The organism is Fibrobacter sp. UWS1 (genome assembly GCF_002300445.1).
Classification (GTDB): Bacteria; Fibrobacterota; Fibrobacteria; order Fibrobacterales; family Fibrobacteraceae; genus Hallerella; species Hallerella intestinalis.
The window spans coordinates 2,012,999-2,034,574 of sequence record NZ_NSGW01000001.1 but is presented as its reverse complement, the minus strand read 5'-3'; the positions used below and the strand labels follow the sequence as shown (position 1 = coordinate 2,034,574).

General features: G+C 51.1%; 13 protein-coding genes, 3 tRNA genes and 3 rRNA genes. 3 read left to right on the top strand and 16 right to left on the bottom strand.

Annotation, left to right across the window (positions count from 1 at the left end):
• Positions 1-157 precede the first annotated feature (157 nt).
• Together BGX14_RS08835 and BGX14_RS08830 are read right to left on the bottom strand one after the other, a co-directional pair.
• On the bottom strand, positions 158-4,309 hold the full coding sequence (locus tag BGX14_RS08835; RefSeq protein ID WP_233126469.1) for a fibro-slime domain-containing protein: 4,152 nt from the start codon (positions 4,307-4,309) through the stop codon (positions 158-160).
• Between the two features lie 184 nt (positions 4,310-4,493).
• Positions 4,494-4,682 carry a hypothetical protein gene (locus BGX14_RS08830; RefSeq protein WP_073306020.1) on the bottom strand — a complete coding sequence of 63 codons (189 nt, stop codon included), beginning with the start codon at positions 4,680-4,682 and terminating at the stop codon, positions 4,494-4,496.
• An 80-nt stretch (positions 4,683-4,762) separates the two neighbouring features.
• Between BGX14_RS08830 and BGX14_RS15545 the strand changes: the two genes are divergently transcribed.
• On the top strand, positions 4,763-4,933 hold the full coding sequence (locus BGX14_RS15545) for a hypothetical protein (protein WP_158223277.1): 171 nt from the start codon (positions 4,763-4,765) through the stop codon (positions 4,931-4,933).
• 196 nt (positions 4,934-5,129) lie between these two features.
• On the opposite strand, the gene BGX14_RS08825 is transcribed toward BGX14_RS15545, so the two are convergent.
• The gene (locus tag BGX14_RS08825) at positions 5,130-5,372 is read right to left on the bottom strand and encodes a hypothetical protein (protein ID WP_083545898.1); all 243 of its coding nucleotides are present in this window, start codon (positions 5,370-5,372) and stop codon (positions 5,130-5,132) included.
• A 27-nt stretch (positions 5,373-5,399) separates the two neighbouring features.
• Between BGX14_RS08825 and BGX14_RS08820 the strand changes: the two genes are divergently transcribed.
• A complete protein-coding gene (locus BGX14_RS08820; RefSeq protein ID WP_095879646.1) occupies positions 5,400-6,224 on the top strand; it encodes a prolipoprotein diacylglyceryl transferase in 825 nt (274 codons plus the stop codon).
• 111 nt (positions 6,225-6,335) lie between these two features.
• On the opposite strand, the gene rrf is transcribed toward BGX14_RS08820, so the two are convergent.
• From rrf to BGX14_RS08775, 9 genes are all read right to left on the bottom strand, one after another.
• A 5S ribosomal RNA gene (rrf, locus tag BGX14_RS08815) occupies positions 6,336-6,450 on the bottom strand.
• A 116-nt stretch (positions 6,451-6,566) separates the two neighbouring features.
• Positions 6,567-9,503: ribosomal RNA gene (locus tag BGX14_RS08810) — 23S ribosomal RNA — on the bottom strand.
• A 180-nt stretch (positions 9,504-9,683) separates the two neighbouring features.
• Positions 9,684-9,756: transfer RNA gene (locus BGX14_RS08805), tRNA-Ala, on the bottom strand.
• A gap of 15 nt (positions 9,757-9,771) precedes the next feature.
• Positions 9,772-9,845 (bottom strand) — tRNA-Ile (locus tag BGX14_RS08800).
• A 90-nt stretch (positions 9,846-9,935) separates the two neighbouring features.
• Positions 9,936-11,463: ribosomal RNA gene (locus BGX14_RS08795) — 16S ribosomal RNA — on the bottom strand.
• The 16S, 23S and 5S rRNA genes sit together here with 2 tRNA genes alongside, the layout of an rRNA operon.
• Positions 11,464-12,158: 695 nt before the next feature.
• Positions 12,159-13,118 (bottom strand): IS30 family transposase, encoded by a 960-nt coding sequence (locus BGX14_RS08790; protein ID WP_095878741.1) that lies wholly within the window; start codon positions 13,116-13,118, stop codon positions 12,159-12,161.
• A 293-nt stretch (positions 13,119-13,411) separates the two neighbouring features.
• On the bottom strand, positions 13,412-14,179 hold the full coding sequence (locus BGX14_RS08785; protein WP_073304774.1) for a sulfite exporter TauE/SafE family protein: 768 nt from the start codon (positions 14,177-14,179) through the stop codon (positions 13,412-13,414).
• Complete coding sequence (locus BGX14_RS08780) at positions 14,176-15,354, bottom strand: hypothetical protein (RefSeq protein WP_073304772.1); 1,179 nt, start codon at positions 15,352-15,354, stop codon at positions 14,176-14,178. Before BGX14_RS08780 ends, BGX14_RS08785 begins: the two co-directional genes overlap by 4 nt.
• A 14-nt stretch (positions 15,355-15,368) precedes the next feature.
• Complete coding sequence (locus BGX14_RS08775) at positions 15,369-18,536, bottom strand: transglycosylase domain-containing protein (protein ID WP_233126468.1); 3,168 nt, start codon at positions 18,534-18,536, stop codon at positions 15,369-15,371.
• Positions 18,537-18,641: 105 nt separating this feature from the next.
• Between BGX14_RS08775 and BGX14_RS08770 the strand changes: the two genes are divergently transcribed.
• Positions 18,642-18,729, top strand: a tRNA-Ser gene (locus BGX14_RS08770).
• Positions 18,730-18,840: 111 nt separating this feature from the next.
• On the opposite strand, the gene BGX14_RS08765 is transcribed toward BGX14_RS08770, so the two are convergent.
• The 4 genes from BGX14_RS08765 to BGX14_RS08750 form a co-directional block, all read right to left on the bottom strand.
• Positions 18,841-19,509, bottom strand: a complete 669-nt coding sequence (locus tag BGX14_RS08765; protein ID WP_095879645.1) for a histidine phosphatase family protein — start codon at positions 19,507-19,509, stop codon at positions 18,841-18,843.
• A complete protein-coding gene (locus BGX14_RS08760) occupies positions 19,506-20,066 on the bottom strand; it encodes a phosphatase PAP2 family protein (protein WP_233126467.1) in 561 nt (186 codons plus the stop codon). Before BGX14_RS08760 ends, BGX14_RS08765 begins: the two co-directional genes overlap by 4 nt.
• A 68-nt stretch (positions 20,067-20,134) precedes the next feature.
• The gene (locus BGX14_RS08755; protein ID WP_095879644.1) at positions 20,135-21,055 is read right to left on the bottom strand and encodes a hypothetical protein; all 921 of its coding nucleotides are present in this window, start codon (positions 21,053-21,055) and stop codon (positions 20,135-20,137) included.
• 15 nt (positions 21,056-21,070) lie between these two features.
• The gene (locus BGX14_RS08750; protein ID WP_078777183.1) at positions 21,071-21,562 is read right to left on the bottom strand and encodes a hypothetical protein; all 492 of its coding nucleotides are present in this window, start codon (positions 21,560-21,562) and stop codon (positions 21,071-21,073) included.
• Positions 21,563-21,576: the final 14 nt, after the last annotated feature.

Here is a 21,576-nt window from a genome sequence, read left to right as displayed (position 1 = left end):
CACAAACCAAAACTCAGGAACCGCCTGCCGAAGGGCAGGGACCGGTTGAGAGTTGGAACTGAAAACTAATAACTGAATTCCCCTTGCGAAAAAGAAAACTCCCGCTTTGAAACAATTTTCATTGCGGGCATTTTGCGTAGAATTGTATAGAGTTTCTTTATTTTTCGGTCTTTCGACGAATGCCCCAGCTGCGCGTCACCTCTTTCTTTTGCGCATCGCCACCCAGAACGCCGATTTTCAAATCGAGCTTGGTGATGTAGGCTCCCGTAGAAACCAAGCGTCCTTTATTGCTGCGCATATTCCAAGCCAAATAGATGTAACCCGGATTTTGCGTGCAGTCGCCGCCAAAGATTTCGTCCGTGCAAAGAAGTTTTCCCTTTGCCGCATTCACATACACTCCCAAATTCGTGTAGAATGTCGCGTCGTATTTGACGTAGAGGCTTTCGGGGCTTGCTCCTGTCGATGCCGCCAGTTCGCCCAAGTCATAACGAATCAGGAATCCGGGCAGCCCGACTTCTTTTTCCATGCGTTCATAAGCGGAACCCAAAGCGACTTTGCGCGGAATGATCGTCTCCGCCTTTTCATACTCCGCAAGCTGTTCCGGGTCGGCTTCAAAAAGCTTCGCCGAAATAATATCGATGTATTGTTCGCCGACGATGCGAACCCAGCGGTTATTTTCCGCCGCCGCATTATTCGACAAGTCTTTTATTACCCCCGGAGCGAAGCGAATGCTGTCCCCCACGGAAGGAAGCGTCCCGTTTTTATTTGAATAGAAAACTTCATAGCGGGCGGTTTTCCGCGAGCCGGAAACCGGGAAAATATTCTGCGAACTTTCCAAGCCGTTTCTCCACGCTTTGAATTCAAAGATCGAATCCAACTCGAAGCTGTTCGAATCCACCGCTTCGCTAAAAACAATCGCCAGCTGGTAAATGTTTTCGCTTTTCGGGGTCACTATCGCATTGGTTATCACAGGTCCAATCCGGTCGTGAATTTTTCCAGAGACCCGGAAGTCCAACGTGTCCGTGGCTCCTGTCAAAGTGTCCGTCACCGCCTTGCGGAAAAGGCTAGAATAGCTTCCCGCATAAACCGATTTAGAAGTGTTTCCCGTAAAGAGGAACGACAGCAGAGAATCCTTTTCAAAAACCAGAAGCGAATCCCGGTAACGATGCTTTTCCACACTAGCGCGGTCGTTGCCGTGCCATGTCGAATCCCCAAACAGCCACGCAACCGAATCGGGCACATTGTCATCCACAATCGGCTCTCCGTAAGAAAGCACAAGACTGTCAGCGATACCGTCTCCATTGCGGTCGCGCATATAGCCGCCATTCGGAACAGGGACAGGCGGTTTTTCCAGCTGGATGTTCGACCACGTCAAAATGTTTTCATAGGCGGGTCCCAAAAGCTGAAAGCTACCGTCCACGACTGCAGCCGTCCCCATCACATACAGCAAAGCGCGTCCGCCGACAATTTTCACGGAATCCACAAAGCCGCCCGCTTCATCGGAAAGCACCAAAGAATCCGGAGTCAAAAAAGCCAGAGTTCCGTCACAACCGCTATCGCAAAGAGCACCCATGTAATAAGCCATCACGCGGACAGGGTAGGGAATAAACGCATACTGCCCCAAGCGAACGGAATCCGGGCTGATTTCATTCCACAGCGAATCGGCAAAGACCAGCGTCGGCAACGGATACTCCGGCACCGAGAAATGAATCGAGGAAGCCTGAGACAAATCCGATTCCAAAAAGAAGAAAAGCGTGTAAGAACCCGGAGGCAACGTCCTGGATCGCACAATCGCCGCCGTATCGATGGAGAATCCCGCCATCGTTTCCGAAACCAGAATGCCGCCGTAATTCAAACCGGGAACCAGCGTGTCTCCGTCATCGGGCAATCCCTGTCCCATCAAAATGAACAACGACGGTGCAGGAATCGTATCCACTTTCGCTACGCTGGATACGTCGCAGCTCAACGATTTATCGACAAGCATCTGCCAGATTTCGTATGAAATCGTGCCGTCCTTGGTCGGAATTTCAACAGGATAGTAGGTTTTTTCCGTTTCCAGATTGATGGAAGTGCGCATTTTGAAGTTGGAACCAGTCGCATTGCGCTCCGAGAAGAAAATGCGGAAAGGATAGGTTTCGCCTTCAATCAATCCCAGCGAATCCAAATCGACTGCGCCTTCGACAGGGCTGTGACAACCGCCGATATCGACCACCAGCCGATTGTTGATGAACACCCACACATCGTCGTCGCCGCGGAATTCAAAATACTGTCCCTTCACATATTGGAACTGCGCCGAAATTTTCATCGAAAAGCTGTAATTGTGTTTGCAGCCTTGCACGTCCCAATCGAATTTCGGATTCTTCACCGTCTTCGCCGAATCCAAGTATTCAAAATCGTCCAGCGGATAAAATCCCGGATTCACCGGGTCGTTGCAGCTGCCCGCTTCCGTAATGTCCGCAAGCCAAAAGCCTTCTTCATCCAAAGCCAAATCGATGTCCCGGCAAGTCGCATTCGTATATTTGTTTCCCGCCGCATCCGTCGCCAGCGTTTCGGGAACAAACCACCTTTCAATTTCATGCGCCGCCGCACACTGTCCCCACGGATAAAGCAAGGAATCCATCCGGGCAGGCAGACCGTCCACCAGCGTGTCCCGCACCATCCCGCGGACGTGCCCCTGGCATTTCTGGTTTGTCTGGAGGGTTCCCGTCGAATCCAGGAACGTTACCGAAGTAAAGGAATTGCCGTCGTAAATGCCGCCGAAATCCACATCGACATCGTTCGGGTGCGATTCCCCCGCCCAGTCGATAAGCATCGCCGAAATTTTCATCGTCGGGCAAATTCCCAAGCGTCCCGGAAACTCGGAATAAATCTGCGGCTTGCTAGCGCTCGTCGGATAAGGCAAAACCCACGCCATATCGGAAACGGCAAATACCGAATCCAGCGAAATCGGATCGCCTTCTTTAAGCCCATTCGCCGTATAGCGTTCAAAACCAAAAGTCTGCTTGAAGAGCACGCTCCAATCCGTCACGTGCTTGTAATAAGAAGCTTGGTACCAGCCGCAGGTATCCTTCGAGAAAGGACCCATTTTCACCGTATCGCTACCGACAAGAAGGGACGGCGTCATGTTGTCCCACGGACTCATCACCCGCACAATTTTCCGTTCCAGCGGCGCAAAGGAAATGTCCAATTGCCCGTTCACGCTTGTCGAAGTAAAAAGCCACGCTTCGTAAACACCCGTCGGGAAAAACTGCGAAATCGCCGGTTTCTCGGAATCCTTAAAATACACGACCTGCGGCCATTCGTTTTGCAGCCGATACAAATTCACCGTCGTCCCCGACGAAACCCACTCCGCTTTTGACGTCACCGAAGTCGGGAATTCGTAATGCCACCAATACGGATACTCGCCCGTCGAATCCATCGCCGTCGGATTGTTCAAAATGTTGTTGCCCACCGAAATAAAGAGCGGCTTGTCGCGGAAACTGGTATTCGTCCGCCACGGATGATAAACGTGAAGCACTCTCGTCGAATCAAAACATTCGCCCAGCGAACCCATTTGAGCGGAAACCGTCAAATCGCCCAGCGTTCCATCCACATAGACCGTGTCATTTGCCGAAAGCGCCAGCGACAAATCCAAAGTCCCCTCTGCAGGAGCCGTCAAATAAGAAGCATGCATCCGTTCAAAATACGCCGTTTTCAAAACGTTCGACTTCAACATCGCCGGCGTAATCGCCCCATAAAACCATCCGCACTGACTCGCATCATCCACGGCAAAGCGCATCATCACGGAATCCGCACCAAAAATCATCCGAGGGAGCGCCTTATTGCCCCAAGGGCTTTTGAACCAGACGACTTTAGAACCGGGCGCGATAAAACTTTTCGTGTAGCCGCCGTCCGCATCCGTCCAAAACCAGACCTCCGTATCGCTCCCGAAAGTCGAAGACATCTTGAACGCATACGCATTACCCCCGGCATCTTTCCACGGGACGCAATTGTTGTTATTGTAATTCCAATCCGAAGAATCTGGGCACGCCTTTACATCAAAGCTCTGCCAGTCCTGAAAATCGCCAACGGACTTGTCCCATGTATAAACAAACCAGCCATCGCCTTCAGAGGCCATTTTCGTCACCGATGTCGTTCCAAAGTCGGGATTATAACTCGTCGTCCCGCCCAAAATATGCAACTGATACGACGCTTTCGCCGCATCATTTCGCCACGGAAATTGAATATGAATCGTCAAAGCCGCCTGCGACGCCGAAATCAGGCACAGCAAGGCAACGCAAAATAAGCGATGCAAACGCATCCTGCCCATAAACACTCCTTTTCAAACACTCGCACCAAAAATAAATTTATTCGCCTATGCGCTCTGTAAATAATTGCAAAACCTTCCGGAGCAGGGAATCGCGGCACGAGAAAAGCAAAATGCGCCAAATGGAGAAGCGAAATGCGCTATCGTCGGAACGCCAGCCACACGACAATTCTTCTTATTCAGGATTTCATTTTCCGGACGTTGCGGCAAAATGCTTCGCCCTTTGCCGCCGCTCTCTGGCGTTATCGGCGGGAAAAAGCAAAAACGTCCCGCCCATCCGCCGTCCGTTCAGCCAAATTTCATGAAATTTGTCCGAACCCATCCGGGCTGCGGTCGCTAACGCAAAATTCGACACTCCAATCCCCCGCAAAATCATCCTCTCGAAAAATTAAGATTAACTCTTGACAATCTTTTTTTTTATTACATTATATAAAACAACTGAACAAAGAGGTTCCAATGAAAAAAATTCCCATCCTCCTTCTTGCCCTATTCATCTCCGGCTTTTTCATCGCCTGCAAATCGGATGAAGAAAGATGTCGAGATGGCGACCTAAACGCCTGTTCTAAAGTTTTAGTCAAAAAAAGCGTCAAAGCCCTCGAAGGCTTAAAAAATGAATTCAGCTTTTAACAGAAGGAGTCCCATATATGAAGAAAATCTTTATCTCTGCTCTGATTCTGACCTTCGCTGCGTTTTTTGCGCGGTATTGGTTCAACGCCAAAAAAGAACTTTCCATTTCCAAAAACAATACTCATTAGGAGAAAATCATGGCTGCAGCCTCCCTTGTCCTCAGCATCCTAGCCCTCATTTTCGCTTTTAGCCTCGTCTATGGATGGCTTGGTTTAATTTTGGGCATTCTAGCAATTATTTTTGCCGTCCTCGGGAAGAAATCGCTAGAAAACCAAAACAAATCTACAGGTGTCGCCACCGCAGGTCTTGTTATGGGAATCATCGCAACCTCTATTTGCGGAATCACATGGGGATACTGTGTTATATGCGCCGCCATTTTGTAGAGCGCTTTCTTATTCCTTTCGCCAGTTAAGAACCTTAACTGGCTTTTTATTTTCATTCTCTATCCTCCAAAAATTGACCGTTCATGTTACCCTTTCTTTCCATTGGCAGCTTAAACATCCCTTCTTACGGGATGTGCATCGTTTTCGGTATCATTCTGGCGTCCCTTTGGGTAAAAATCGACCCACATTGGAAGGACATCGACTTTGATTTTTTCATTCTGATTTCTGCCTGCATTTTTGGCACAGGCTTTTTAGGGGCAAAAATCGCTTTTATCCTCGTCTCCTTTCCCTTTTCTTTTCAGGCGTTCCTTTCTTCTTTTAGCGCGCCCGGAGGCTTCGTCTTCTACGGCGGACTTTTGGGTGGTGCACTTGGTTATTTAATCGGGATCAAAATATCCTGCCAGCGGAATGCGGATTATATCAAAATTTATGCAGTACTGATTCCGTTTTGCCATGCATTCGGGCGTATCGGGTGCTATCTTGCCGGTTGCTGCTACGGGAAACCTTACAGCGGATTCCTCGCGATTCCTTCTGAAAATGTAGCGTTTGGGAGGCCAGAAGACATTTCTTATTTTCCCATTCAGCTGGTCGAAGCTGTATTCCTTTTCGCCATTTCCGCATTCATCTATTTTTTTACATCGAAATACCAGCAAAGCCGCATGGCGAACTCCGCAGCAAAGAACGCCAACCCGTTTTTCATCTACCTTTTTCTCTATTCGCTAATCCGCTTTATCCTGGAATTTTTCCGGGGCGATTCCGTCCGCGGGATTCTTTCCTGCGGGCTGTCCATTTCGCAAGCCGTCAGCCTAATACTATTTATTCTGTCATCCTCCTACATTCTTTTCAAAATTTGGCTGGAATTCTTTGCGGAAAAACAATGCATGTTCTATAAAAATTTTTGGGAATAGGGGAAAACCCAAACGGGAACCGAGCGGGAGGGCTTCCCGGGGCGGCAAGGAACGTCGTCTTTTCGTTTTAAAACAAGGAGGGCCCCCGCGCGGATGCGCAGGGGCCCGTGGATCCGGCGGCGACCTACTCTCCCGGGCCCGAAGGCCAGGTACCATCGGCGACAGGTGGCTTGACTTCCGTGTTCGGAATGGGAACGGGTATGACCCACCGTCGATGACCGCCGAAATTGAAAACTCTCAGTACGGGATCCCAGAAAAGGAAAGTGCGGGGCGCGAAGCTCCGAACGGGCGCCTGCAGGGACCAAGCCGCCCACGCGCGGCAAAGCCACATCGCCGAAAAAAAAGGAAAAGCCTCACGGGCTATTAGTATCGCTCGGCTCAACGCGTCGCCGCGCTTACACCTGCGACCTATCGACGTCATCGTCTATGACGGCCCTTCAGGGGGTTGCCCCCGCGAGACCCTATCTTGGGAACGGCTTCACGCTTAGATGCTTTCAGCGTTTCTCCGATCCGCACATGGCTACCCGGCGGTGCCGCTGGCGCGACAGCCGGTACACCAGAGGTGCGTCCGTCCCGGTCCTCTCGTACTAAGGACAGGCTCCCTCAAGTCTCGTACGCCCACACCGGATAGGGACCAAACTGTCTCACGACGTTTTGAACCCAGCTCGCGTGCCGCTTTAATTGGCGAACAGCCAAACCCTTGGGACCTTCTCCAGCCCCAGGATGCGACGAGCCGACATCGAGGTGCCAAACCTCCCCGTCGCTATGAACGCTTGGGGGAGATCAGCCTGTTATCCCCAGAGTACCTTTTATCCATTGAGCAACGGCCGTTCCACGCTGTACCGCGGGATCACTAAGCCCTACTTTCGTACCTGCCCGGCGTGTCCGCCTCGCAGTCAGGCTCCCTTTTGCCTTTATGCTCTGCGCGCGATTACCGACCGCGCTGAGGGAACCATTGGATGCCTCCGTTACCTTTTGGGAGGCGACCGCCCCAGTCAAACTGACCATCAGACACGGTCCCCCGCCCCGGTCAGGGGCGCGGGTTAGGCCTCAAGCCTTGCAAGGGTGGTATTTCAAGGGCGGCTCCGGAAGGGCTGGCGCCCCGCCATCAAAGCCTCCCACCTATCCTACACATCCAAGGCCTAAAACCAATGTCAAAATTCAGTGAAGGTTCATGGGGTCTTTCCGTCCAGGTGCGGGATGCCGGCATCTTCACCGGCACTGCAATTTCGCTGAGTCTCAGGAGGAGACAGTGCAGAAGTCGTTACACGATTCGTGCAGGTCGGAACTTACCCGACAAGGAATTTCGCTACCTTAGGACCGTTATAGTTACGGCCGCCGTTTACCGGGGCTTCGGTTCAGCGCTTCTCCTCGCGGATGACGCCTCCCGTTAACCTTCCGGCACCGGGCACGTGTCAGACCATATACTGCCCATTGCTGGTTCGCATGGCCCTGTGTTTTTGGTAAACAGTCGCTTCTGCCATTTCTCTGCGGCCTCCCTCCGCTCGCCCTGCGCGGGGTCACGGAAGGGGGCTCCCCTTATCCCGAAGTTACGGGGTTAATTTGCCGAGTTCCTTCTCCTGGGTTGTCTCAAGCACCTTGGGCTTCTCGCCCCATCCACCTGTGTCGGTTTACGGTACGGGCTCCCTCTCGGCTCCCTTAGGGGGTTTTCCCGGCACCGGCTGGGATCTCTCGGGCTCGGGCCGAAGCCCTCCCCCGGTCCGGAGTCTGGGGCATGTGGAGGGGGGATTTGCCGCCCCTCCGCCTTGCGCTCCTTCCGCGGCGTCCATCTGCCGCTCGATCCTGCCCGATGCGTCGCCCCGTCGGTCGTATCGCCTCGAAGGAGGCCGGGGACTCTTGACCCCGTCTCCATCGGCTACGCCTCTCGGCCTCGTCTTAGGTCCCGGCTGACCCCGGGAAGATTAACTTTACCCGGGAAACCTTGGATTTTCGGTGCGCGGGCTTTCCACCCGCGTTTTCGCATACTCATGCCAGCATTCTCGTTTCCGGTACCTCCAGCGGGCATCGCCACCCGCCTTCCCAGGCCTGCGGAACGCTCTCCTACCGCTCCTTGCGGAGCCCACGACTTCGGTGACGCGCTTAGTCCCGATAATTTTGGGCGCGGGACCGCTCGACCAGTGAGCTATTACGCTTTCTTTAAAGGATAGCTGCTTCTAAGCTAACCTCCTGGCTGTCTGAGCAGTCCCACATCCTTTCCCACTCAGCGCGTACTTGGGGACGCTTAGTCGGTGGTCAGGGTTGTTTCCCTTTCGTCCGCGGATCTTATCACCCGCGGGCTGTCTGCCGCGAATCGGTGCGCCGGTATTCGGAGTTTGGTTGGGTTTGGTAAGCGGGTGTGCCCCCTAGTCCATCCAGTGCTCTACCCCCGGCGGCCTGTCGCGACGCCATACCTAAATATGTTTCGGAGAGAACAAGCTATCGCCCAGTTTGATTGGCCTTTCACCCCCACCCACAGCTCATCCGAACACGTTTTAATGTATATCGGTACGGCCCTCCACGGGGTGTTACCCCCGCTTCAGCCTGGCCATGGGTAGATCACTAAGGCTTCGTGTCTGCCGCGTACGACTGGACGCCCTGTTAAGACTCGCTTTCGCTGCGGCTCCGGCCCTTAGGGCCTTAACCTCGCCGTACACGAGCAACTCGCTGGCTCATTAAACAAAAGGCACGCCGTCAGGAGGATGAATCCCCCCTCCGACTGAATGTGCGCACACGGTTTCAGGCTCTGTTTCACTCCCCTCTCGGGGTGCTTTTCACCTTTCCCTCACGGTACTCATCGCTATCGGTCATTCGCTCGTATTTAGCCTTGGAGGGTGGTCCCCCCGGTTTCAGGCAGGGTTTCACGTGCCCCGCCCTACTCAGGATGCTGCCAAGCGCCCTACCAGGTCCCTACAGGCCTGTCACCTGCTGGGGGGGGCTTTCCAGCCCGCTTCGGTCCCCGGATGGGCGTCACGCGGCAGTCCTACAACCCCGGGATCGCTCCCGGTTTGGGCTCCTCCCCGTTCGCTCGCCGCTACTTGGGGAATCTCGGTTGATGTCTTCTCCTCCAGCTACTTGGATGTTTCGGTTCGCTGGGTTGGCTCCCCGTGGCCTATGTGTTCGGCCGCGGGGTGCCCGGGTCGCCCCGGGCGGGTTGTCCCATTCGGATCCCCGGGAGTCAATGGCTCCGTGCGCCTCGTCCCGGATTTTCGCAGCTTGTCGCGTCCTTCGTCGCCGACGAATGCCTAGGCATCCCCCGTGTGCGCTCTCTCGCTTAATTCCTCGTTCCAGCGATATAGCTCTCGCCTCGCATGAGCGGCTCGGGCCCCGTCTTCTCGACGCCCTCGCTCGAAATTGCTTCGCTTCTCGCTTGTTTCTATTCTCTGGAATTGCTTCCCGTACTGTCAAGTGGCTAACCAATTCAAAGATTGATTATTCAAAAACTTATTGCTTCAAAGAGTATGGAGCTAAGGAGACTCGAACTCCTAACATCCAGCTTGCAAAGCTGGCGCTCTACCAGTTGAGCTATAACCCCACGCTTTTCAGCGAATGGGCCTGAATGGACTTGAACCATTGACCCCCGCCTTATCAGAGCGGTGCTCTAACCAACTGAGCTACAGACCCTAGACTCATTGAAATGCTTAGAGATGTACTTGGTGACGCCGAGTCGAGGCGTGCCGGTAGCGGCCCTCTCGGAACCGCGGTTTACTCCTTAAAGGAGGTAATCCAGCCGCACCTTCCGGTACGGCTACCTTGTTACGACTTAGCCCCAGTCAAAGGTCTTGCTTTAGGCGCTGGCTCCCTTGCGGGTTGGCATCGCGACTTAGAGCACTCCCTTCTTCCATGGCTTGACGGGCGGTGTGTACAAGGCCCGGGAACGTATTCACCGTGGTGTGCTGACCCACGATTACTAGCGATTCCAGCTTCACGGAGTCGAGTTGCAGACTCCGATCCGAACTGAGGGCGGCTTTGGGGATTGGCTCGGCCTCGCGGCCCCGCTGCCCATTGTACCGCCCATTGTAGCACGTGTGTGGCCCAGGATGTAAGGGCCATGAGGACTTGACGTCATCCACACCTTCCTCCGGGTTGTCCCCGGCAGTCTCTCCAGAGAGCCCCCTTGCGGGCGGCAACTGGAAACGTGGGTTGCGCTCGTTGCGGGACTTAACCCAACATCTCACGACACGAGCTGACGACAGCCATGCAGCACCTGTGCGAACCGTTGCATTGCTGCAAAACGGCGATCTCTCGCCGCGGCGATTCCATGTCAAACCCTGGTAAGGTTCTGCGCGTTGCGTCGAATTAAACCACATGCTCCACCGCTTGTGCGGGCCCCCGTCAATTCCTTTGAGTTTCATACTTGCGTACGTACTCCCCAGGCGGCATACTTAACGCGTTGGCTGCGGCACCCCGGGTCGCCCCGGAACGCCTAGTATGCATCGTTTACCGCGCGGACTACCAGGGTATCTAATCCTGTTTGCTACCCGCGCTTTCGAGCCTCAGCGTCAGTAAGTCCCCAGCCGGCTGCCTTCGCCATCGGTGTTCTTCCTGATATCTACGCATTCCACCGCTACACCAGGAATTCCGCCGGCCTCTGGACTACTCAAGGCCGCCAGTTCGCTCTGCGGGTCCGGGGTTGGGCCCCGGGATTGCACAGAACGCTTGGCGGTCCGCCTACGCTCCCTTTACGCCCAGTGATTCCGAACAACGCTCGCACCCCTCGTATTACCGCGGCTGCTGGCACGAAGTTTGCCGGTGCTTCCTCTAATGGTACATTCAACGCCGCCGTGGCGACGCCTTATTCCCATCCGACAGTGGTTTACACACCGAAATGCTTCATCCCACACGTGGAGTTGCTGCGTCAGGGTTGCCCCCATTGCGCAATATTCCCTACTGCTGCCTCCCGTAGGAGTCTGGGCCGTCTCTCAGTCCCAATGTGGCCGATCGCCCTCTCAGGCCGGCTACCGATCGTCGCCTTGGTGGGCCGTCACCCCGCCAACTAGCTAATCGGACGCAAGCCCATCCCGCATCGATGAATCTTTCGTCAACGCCCCATGCGGGGCGCCACGGCTCCCGGCATTAGCCGCGCGTTGGCACGGTTGTTCCGGAATGCGGGGCAGGTTGCTTACGCGTTACTCACCCATTCGCCGCTCGGCTCGGCAGCAAGCTGCCGTCCTCGCTCGACTTGCATGTATAAGACACTCCACCAGCGTTCGTTCTGAGCCAGGATCAAACTCTTCATTGTTTTATAAGGTCTGTCCGGGCACGCTCTCTCTTTCCGTCAATGTTATTGACCGGAGCATCACTCAAGCACATCTCCAAATCCTTCAACGAGCACCCGGCCTCTTCGGGGCGGGCGTCCCGGACTTCTCGACCGGAACGACGCCAATTATAGAAATTCCTCGCGAACCGTCAAGGGGTCCTGGGCATTTTTTCCCGGCTTTCACGCTTTTTTTTCGCTTGCAATATGAATTCATTGAGTAACAACCGCAAAAATTCACTTTATGCACAAGATGTTCACAATCTAAATTCTCTTTTCTTCATTTTCTTTGAAAACTTTTTCTGAAACGAGGGCTTTTTCTCCGCATGATTCTCTCTATAGATGATAAAAACTCCCGATCAAAAGGCTTTTTAGCCGTCTTGTTTCGCATGACAAATCAGTGTCCGTCCGCAAATCCACCATCATTCTGCCAAATTTTTCAAATCTGCACCCAAAGACCGTCTCAAAAAATGGCTTTGATAAAGTGCTTCGACAAGCACACCAACCAGCGGCAAGGGAGAAGTGATTAGTGATTATTTCCCAAGACTCATAAGCACCTCGCAGCCCGCGAGAAAATTTCATCTTATGAAAAGAAATTTCTGCTTTGAAAAGAAGTTCACATTTTAAAGAAAAACTTAACGGCGAGTATTTCGTAGGCGGATTTTCGTCGCTAACGCGACTTAGGTTTGTAGTTTAACTTGCGTATAAATATACTCTAAAGGGGTCATAAAGTCAAGCCTTTTTCGAGGCCTGTTGTTCAGTTTATCCTGTATCCAGCGAACTTTCCGGGGAGAGATTCCCTTGAACGACTCCTTCTTGGGAAGATATTGGCGTATTAGACCGTTCATGTTCTCGTTGGCACCGCGCTCCCAGGAGTGGTACGGGTTCGCAAAGTAGTAATCCGCCTTCATAGCTTTCGCTATTTCTGCGTGACAGGCGAACTCCTTCCCGTTGTCCGAAGTGATTGTGAGAATCTTGACTTCGAACGTTTTCTCAAAGTCCTTCAGCGCCCTCACAAGCGTTCTCTTCAGGTCTTTCGCGTTCTTCGTCGGAAGATACCTTATCAGGCTGTAATTCGTCATCCTGTCGTTGATCGTGAGCAGGTTCGCGTCATGGTCCGCGCTGTTTATCAGGTCTATCTCGATGTCGCCTACGCGTGATTTCTCGTCCACGATTGCCGGACGTTCCTCGATGGGCACGCGGCCTACAATCTGGCCTCTCTTGTCCTTCTTCTCCCCGCGCTTACGGTATGGTTTCTTGCCGTGCCGCAAGTGCTTCTTCAGGTCCTCGTCCTTGTTCACATGCCTGTATATCGTGGCGACGCTAGGGACACCCATCCCATCGAGTTTCGCGCGTCCGTTCACCTGTTCGGGAGAGTAGTCTTCCTTGATTTTCCCGTCCACGATTTTCCAGTCGTCCTCGTCGTAGTCGTAATGCAGGTGACTTGTCGCGGCAAGGAGGTCTGCCCGTTCCTGCGACTTGACCGGGTCGTAATGCTGGCGGCCGCCGCCCCTGTTTAGTTCCCTGTAGATTGTGGATTTGTGGACCTTCAGCTGCAAGGCTATGTTTTTCGGGGGGATCTTTGCCGCATTGAGCGCTCGTATTTCGTATCTTTGTGCTTGGTTGAGACTCACCGCCATGTCCTTTTTTGGTAGAATCGGCAAGGTAGAAAAGTTTCGGCCAGGTTCCCCAGGGGCTAGCCCTAGGGAACTTTTTTTCTTCCCGATTCAACCTATATCAGTCGCATTGACGGTGAAAATTCGCGGTATATAAGCTCCTAATTTTACGCGAAAACCAACCACTGAGAACTAACCACACAATGCAACAATCTTTTGAAAATGAATTTTTAGAGGAGGCCATAAATCAAATTCAATCGTCCACAATTTTCTACGTCGAAACGCGCCTCTTTAAAATTGCGCACAAATTCATTTTATCACATCAATATATTTTTCAGCAGGATTACCGCCATAATCAAACTGGCGAACGAAATGAAATGCCGAATAAAAACATTTCCTTTTTTGCGCTGCAAACGACTCCCCATCAAGCCGCCCAAACAAGCCCCCACCGCAACGCAAACGGCCAAACCCCATTCCACTTTCCCTATGACAATTAGGCCCACGGTGCTGACCAGCAAAAACGTCGATGTCAAAGCGTTCTTAATCGCATTGACGTGCAAAAGATCCAGCCCCGTATAACGGGAAAGGGCAAAAATTTGCAAGAAGCCGACACCGACCTGCACAATGCAGCCATAAATGGAAATGGCAAAAAAGACGAGAAACGCCGGCAAGGAGAGTTTTTCGGGCGGATTCTCTGGCGGCTTGCCAAAAAGATTCCGATTCAAATTGCCCATCACGGCGACAGCAAAAATGGCGACCGAAAGAATGCCTTGAAAAACCTTGTCGTTTATTTTGAGCAAAAAGAATATCCCGAGAAGCGATCCGATCAAAGTGGGAAAAAATAAATTCGCATAGACCTTCTTGTTCAATAGTCCATGTTTGAACAAATTAACCGCCGACGTGCAATTTCCTACAAATAATCCAATCCGATTGGTTCCATTGGCAATCGTTGGCGGAAGTCCTAAAAAAATCATTATCGGCAAACTGATGGTACTGCCGCCGCCCGCAATGCTATTGATTACACTCGCCAGCATTCCCACCAAGAAAAAGGCGACATACATATACCATTCAAAGCCCAAAATCATTTTTGGAGTTCCGATTGCAAAAATTGCCGATTCGATATCACCGTAGAACGCTCTTTATATTCCGGCGCAAACTCCAAGCAAGCGTCCAGTTCGGCGATTGCCCGATGGAGCTTTTCCGCTTTATTTTGAACTTTGGCAGAAGCGCGCTTGTATTCCGCAAAATAGTTCGCCGCATTTTTGCGTTTTTCCGTACAATAATCCACATAAAGAGAATCCATATCCCGAAGCGCATCGCCGCGAAGATTACTCGATTTGAGTTTCTGATACATTTCCTTGGCCATCTGCCATTTTTTTTCTTTCGCCCATTTTCTGGCATTTTCAAGTTCTTTTTGTGGATCATGGGAATTCCAATAGGCAGCCGACGCCAAAGAGGTTTCCTGTTGCAAATTGGCAACGGTCACTAATGCGCCCCGCAGATTCAACGTGTCCGCAAAATCGGGAAAATGCAAAAGCAATTCCGTAAGCCGTTTTTCGGCATTGAGAAAATCCGCCTTTTCACGAGCTAAAGCCAAAGCCGAATCTCGAGCCGATTGCGCTTTTTGAAAAGAGCGAGCAAAGGCCACGTTGACCATGGAATCCAAATAAACCGATAGAGAGTCGTTGAGGGAAAAGGTGCGTACCGAATCGGCAATCTGTTTGATTTCCGCATACGCTGCTCGACGCGACTGCGCATTTTTCAAATCGATTAAAAGACGAAAGCATTTTTCCTCTTTTTGCGAATCCGACGCTTTGATTTTTTCGCTCAAGTTTTTCGCCTGCATTTGCCATTCTTCCCACAAGGGATTGAGTACCGAAAATTTTTCGAGTATCGCCAGTGCAGAATCTAAAGTTCCCGCCTTATAAAAGGAGTCCGCACGAGCCAAAGCCTGGCGCGCAAGCCTAGGAATGTCCACATAGATGTCCGCATCATCGACGGTTTCCGTCTCCGCCTCTATCCGTTTTTCTTCGGCAGGAATCGTCGGCGTCGAATCCAAAGGTGCCGCCACAACGGTATCGACACTCGAGGGGGGCAAATTTGGAGGCAATGAAATTTGCTCGGGCGTTTTAAAATCAGAAAGCGAATCCAAAGAAACCGGCACTTCGGATTTCGGAAAATTTTCCGTGCGAGGAGCCCCAGTACAAGCAGTCAGAACCAGAGCCAAGATGAGACCAAACGAAATCCACAAAGTCCGCATAAACTCCTCTATTTTTAAAATATCTCGCCCGGTTCAATCGGGACAAAGGCGTTGTCGCCCGAAAAATCCGCCGGCAATTCAAAATCGTCAACAGGCGGTGCGGAAACCGTTTCCTTTTTCAAAGAATCCATCGCGAACGATGGCATCGAAAGCGAAGTGACGATTCCGACATTTGCCGCACTTGCCGCAGCAGATTCCACTTGAGCCGGCGACGTGTAGCCCGCAATATCCAACAGAGGAATCGCTCTCAAATTTTCGGAAGCGGCGTACACGGGAAGCCCCGTCATCGGTCCTACCTGAATTTCACCCCGCTCCAATCCAAGCCGCAGCGGGACAGCACCTTTCGCCAGCATCGAAATGTCCAAAAAATCGATATGACGATTTTCTTCCCGAAGTTGAATCACCTTCTTCGCAAAATCCGCCCATTGAGGAAGCCCGCCCGAAGAACCCGCAATCCGAGTCCTTCCCGATTTCAGCGGGCGGTTATCATCAAAGCCCACATAACTGCCAATCGCTATTACGGAGTCCTGTCCGAATCCGTTTTTGTCGGGAACATAAGTCGGCATAGCTCCCAAAAAGGCCACGTTCTTATAATCGTTCGTCGTTCCGGTTTTTCCAAACACAGGGAATAAAAGCGAAGCGTCCTTTGACGGCGACAGCACAGTGAGATTTTTATACTGGCTACGAGCAGTGCCATATTCAAATACAGCGTGAAGCATCACGGCCATTTGTTCCGTCACCGAATCGGAAAGGACCTTTTTCACTTCGACGGCATTGGCAAAGATTTCCCGCCCTTCGCGATTCCGGATTTCTTTTATCAAGCACGGTTCATTCCAATCTCCGTCGGCGCACTTGTAAATGTTTCCCGAAAGCAAAGTCTGATACGCCGTCGTCATTTCCGACAAGGGTATTTCGTTCACTCCCAGCGGCATGCTCAAAACCTCGCGAAGTTCTCCCTGGATTCCAATTTCCTTGGCAAAGCGGGCAAATGCCGCCATAGAAACCGAGCGTCTAAAATCCGGCCAATAGCGGAGCGATTCCACTTTGGAATAGTCCGTTTCTTCCGAAGGAATTTCCACCATGCCGTTCAAACGCCGAATATCCGATAGTTTCAAATCCGGATAGACTTCCCGGTCCGCAATCGGTTCCGTCAGATTTTCATCGGGAGCCGTCGCCTTCAGATCTTGCTCCTTGAGAATGCCGAGATAGCGCAAAAAGTTGTGGTCAAATTCCGCAAAATACGACTTGTCTATTTTCCGATATTTCTTTTTCCCATTTTCCACGTTTCTTCCATAGAACATATTCCGCAAAGCCCGCGCGGCATTCGGGCGATTTTCGTAAATGAATTTTTCATAGAGATTTTTTTGCGCTTTGGTAAATTCCATCTCCTGTTTCGCCGTTTCGTTGAGATAGAGCCCATGTTTGTCCCGCAGACGCTTCCGGTAATCTTCCGTCGTTTCTTCTTCTCGCCTGAGGTAGCCGTTTTCTGCAGCGACTTCCGCAAATTCCTCATCGGAAAGCTTGTCCAAAAGATGATCGAGAAGCCAGATGGTCGCGATATTTTCCGAGCGGACTGTCGCCCACAAAATACTGACGGTTTCTCCCTTGTTCTTGTGATCCGGGCGCGGAAAATAAAAATCATTTTCAAATTGGAACAGGTTGAAGTCGTTTTCCAATTCATCGAGATAATGCCAATGGTACTTGAGCGCGAGCCCAAAAAGCAACGGCTTCCAGCTGGACCCCAACTGACGACGGGCTTTGAAAGAACGATCATAGCCTGTATTGTGAAATCCCGCCTGACTGGCGACAACTTCCCCATTCTGCAAAGCGACCAGCGCACCTTGCAAAACCGGCTCCGTTTCAATAGCGCAGGGAATCGCCCCATTTACAGGAACAGAATCTTTGACACTCACAAGCAATACGGAACCTTTGCCTAGCCTCGGCGCAAGGACCGTTTTCACGTCGGCGTTCATGCGCTTCCCCAAATCGACAAGTTCGTCTTTGTCCACCTGTCCGTGCAACTGCCCAAAAGAAAGGAAGATGCCCGCAAGATTTCCCTTGGCATCATACTGCACAGAATCGACAGCCCCATACAGATAGTCCCCGACGCGCGCAAACGCAGCCCTATTCGGCTGGTCGGACTTGGGAAGAGCGAAACCGCCCAACTTGACTTGCAGCTCCGAGATATTATTCTGGACAGCCCGCTTTGCCGCCATCTGATAATCCGCATCGATTGTCGTCACAATTTGCAGCTGCGCTTTACGCCAATCCGAAACGCCTTCTTTTTCAAAAAGATTCTGGTAAAATTCGGAATCGAATTTTTCTTCTATTCGGGAGAGCTGCGTCGAAAGGGAAAAACGGAATTTCCCGTGATTAAATTCCAGCGGCCTGGATAGCGCCGAATCCATTTGCGCTTGAGAAATAAAATCTTCGTCCACCATGCGACCGAGAACATATTTTAAACGTTCCTGACCACGCTTTAATGCCCGATCCCGACGTTCCTGATTCCGCTGGATGAAAGGATCATAATTGAACGGGCCTTTGACGGAACCCGCAATGAAAGCACACTCCGCCAAAGTCAAATCCTTCAACTCTTTGTTAAAAAAGTACTGGGCTGCAATCGCCACGCCCTTACCGGTTCCCGAAACATGGAACTGGTTCAAATAAAATTCCAGAATTTCTTCCTTGGAGAAAAAATGTTCCATCCGAAGCGCATTGATCAGCTCTTTCCACTTCGCCTTGACGCTTCTTTCCTCTCGCCCATAGATATTTTTGACCGTCTGTTGGGTCAGAGTGGAGCCTCCCTGCTGCAACCTTCCCGCCCGGATATTGTTGAACATCGCCCGACTAAATCCCGAGACATCAAATCCCCCGTGTTCAAAAAAACGGGAATCTTCCGCAGCGATTAGCGCATTCACAATATTTTCTGGAATTTCACCAAAGGGCACATAAATCCGATGGTTCACGTCAAAAAATGATCCGAGAAGGCGTTCGCCGTCCCGATAATACACCCGGGATTCGCCAGAAAGCTCGGAAAGAATATATCGGCGATTAAAAATGCCGTCGGGATCCTGCTTCGGCAGATACTTAAAGACAATCAGATATGCCGGAATCAGGCAAAGAAGGCCAACAATAAAGAGTGCTGCGGCAATTTTCAATAGTGTTTTTATCCAAGTCATCATGATTACCCGCTCTAAATCGGGTTAAAAAATAGATATTTGAGCCTTTTTTAAAATTTTAACTTGAAATTTTTTGAAATAATATGTAGAATTGGAATCCCCGAATTAGGGGAGGTGGCCGAGTTGGCCGAAGGCGCGTCCCTGCTAAGGACGTATAGGGGTAACCCTATCGCGGGTTCGAATCCCGCCCTCCCCGCTCTTAAAAGTCTCTGCAAAGCAGGGACTTTTAAGTTTTAAAATCCATCTCCAATAAAAATCCTCCCTCGCTTTTTTGCTTCAAAATGGCGAAACGGGCATTCACAAAGCCCTAAAAGCGCAAAAAGCCGTCGCCCAAAAATTTGACGGGGAAAATTCGCACTTTCTTTTGGGAAGAATTGAGCAGAACTGCCGCACCGCTCAAAAAATTCATCCAGCATTGCGAAGAAAAACGCAAACCGGTAAAATGCGCAAGAAACGGCACAATCCAAGCATCATGGGAACAAAATAAATTCAAATCGGCTCTGGAATTTTCCAAAAGGAAGGCCAGCAGTTTTTCGGAACCCTCTCGCACCGGCAAAAATCCGGCCAGAGTGCCTTCTTGAAGATAACGGCAAATCGCCGGATAAAAACCAGCCCGCAAATGCCTTTCGTAATCCACGCATTCGCTCACATAAAATTCCGCGAGGCAGTCAAAAGCCACGACCTTTTCCACCGAAGAAAATGGTTCGGCATCGCAAGCCTTTGCCACTAACGCCGCCGTCTGGCGACAACGAAAAACGGGACTTGCCCCAAAAAAGAAAGAACTCGCCTTAAAACGGGAAATTTCCTTTCCCGCAGCCAGAGCCTGCGATTCGCCCGTTTCCGTCAAAGGCACTTTGGAACCGTAATCTTCATCTGTCGGCAGAATATGCCGACGTTCTGCATGACGAATCAAAAACGTCACCCGTTCTTCGGGCTTCTTTTTTTCAAGGACCTGTTCCGATGTCAAAAAATTCATAGATACCCCGAAACCAGCGGCGAGAGCCCTACAACCCAAATCCAATGCCCCAACACAAAACTGACGATTCCCAACAAAAATCCGCCGACAACATCCGAAAGCCAATGCACTCCGAAATAGACACGCAAAAATCCCCAAGAGAGGGGCAAAGCCATCATCACAAGCCCCGCCGCCGGAACGGACAGCAAAAGAGTTGTCGCAATCGCCAGATTGTTCATCGTATGCCCGGAAGGAAAACTGTATTTATCCAAAGGAGGAACCCGCGCCTGAAATTCCGCAATCACTTCAAAGGGCCGCCGCCGCTTTACCGAAAGTTTCACAAGCCAATACAACGCTAGCGACATAACCAAAGAGGGAAAGACCTGTAGCAAAACCCCAAGCAAGGGTTTCCAGCCCATGCTCCACAAGATCCAAAGGACGATAACGCCCCAAACATAACCGTCTCCGAGACGCGTATAACGGCGCAACCACCGATCCGTCTTTTCCGAAAACCGATGCGAATACAACCGCCGAGAAACGTATTCATCTATTTTGGCAATTTCCTGCAACATCTTCATCAGGCCACTTTAGAGGAGACCATCATTCAATTCCGAAATGTCTATTTCCCAAAATCGCCCAGGCCGCATTACGATTCCTTTTCCAAATCCGCCAGTTGCTTTTGAATATCGGGCAAGAGTTCAAATCTTTCGTGATACATGGCGCCCACTTTTTTGCACAACAATTCCAACCGGGAACGCTCTTTGGCATTGTTTTCGTCGGCGCGCAGTTGGCAAATCGACAAACCGATTTGCTGCACATCTTTCTGTTCTTTGTAAGGTTCCATAAATTTGTAAAAGCGATCCAGACAACGCTGAAAAAGTTCTTCTCCGACCGCCTGATACAAAAGAAAAGGCACCACCCGACGTTCCAAAAGTTCCTGCAATTCGCCGACAAAAGAAAGCAGGTTTCCGTTGCCCGGAAGGAATTCGCCCGAATCGGTTTTACTCGAAATCAAATCGTTGGATTCGATTTGCGAAAGAAGTTCGTTGATATACGCCTGCTCTTCGGCATTTTGCTGTTCCCGGTATTGCGCCTGATAAAGAATGGGGACGCTCGTAATGCAAAGATGCGCCTGGCTCATGCCTGTAAATTCGCCGACATAATAGACATCGGCATTTTCCTGCAAAATTTCCTCTTCGTTATTGTAGAACATGATTTTAGCGGGAACGGGTATGATTTCCATGCTGGAAAGTTCTTCCAGACGTTCGCGGAAAGTATCCGCATCGACGCCATCGGGCAATTCGCCACCGGTTTCTTTAATATGTTCAATCAGGTTTGAAATTCCCTGATCCACGGAAGTTCCCATTTCCCGCTGCATAAAATGCTTGATGGTTCCGTTTTTTTCAAATTCGCCGCGGACGGCCAAGATCCCATTGCGAACCATCGATCCAAACGGAAAGCGTCCGGAATCCCCGTCTTTCATCGCGGACGGCGCAATCCTTGCATAAACGACAAGTCGCCCGCAAAGCCTATCGGAAGAACCTTTTTTTTGTTGAATGCCCAACATACACGCCACCTGCCATTAGTAAAGTTTTTTGGCGGAAATCAGTTCGCCGGCTTTTTCACCAAAAAGAACCGCCGAAGATCCCGGATAATTTTTGGCAAAAAATTCTTGCAGTTTTTGAACTGTCGCCGACGGTTCAAATCCGATTTCGTTCGACACATTATCGCCCATAACGATTCCAAAACGAGAAACGCCCGGAACGCGTTTTTGAATATAGGCCACAAGTTCTTCGTCGGAGTTCACCACATCTGTCGGCGCACGCCCGTCGATGTTCATCGGATCGCGAGTGCTGACGGAAAGCGGATACAGGCTTTCGGAAACCAGTTGCGAAGTCGCTATGTAAAGAGTATTCCCCACAAAAAGAGCGATCGAATCGTTCGGCATATAGCGTACTTCCACATTGAACTCGCACTCGGAAGACATCTCTTTGATTTCTAGGGCGGAAGGTCCGCACGCATAAAATACGCAGGCGGCAAAGACGAGAAGAGCCGAAAGACATAGATTTTTCATAAGACATCCTTTCC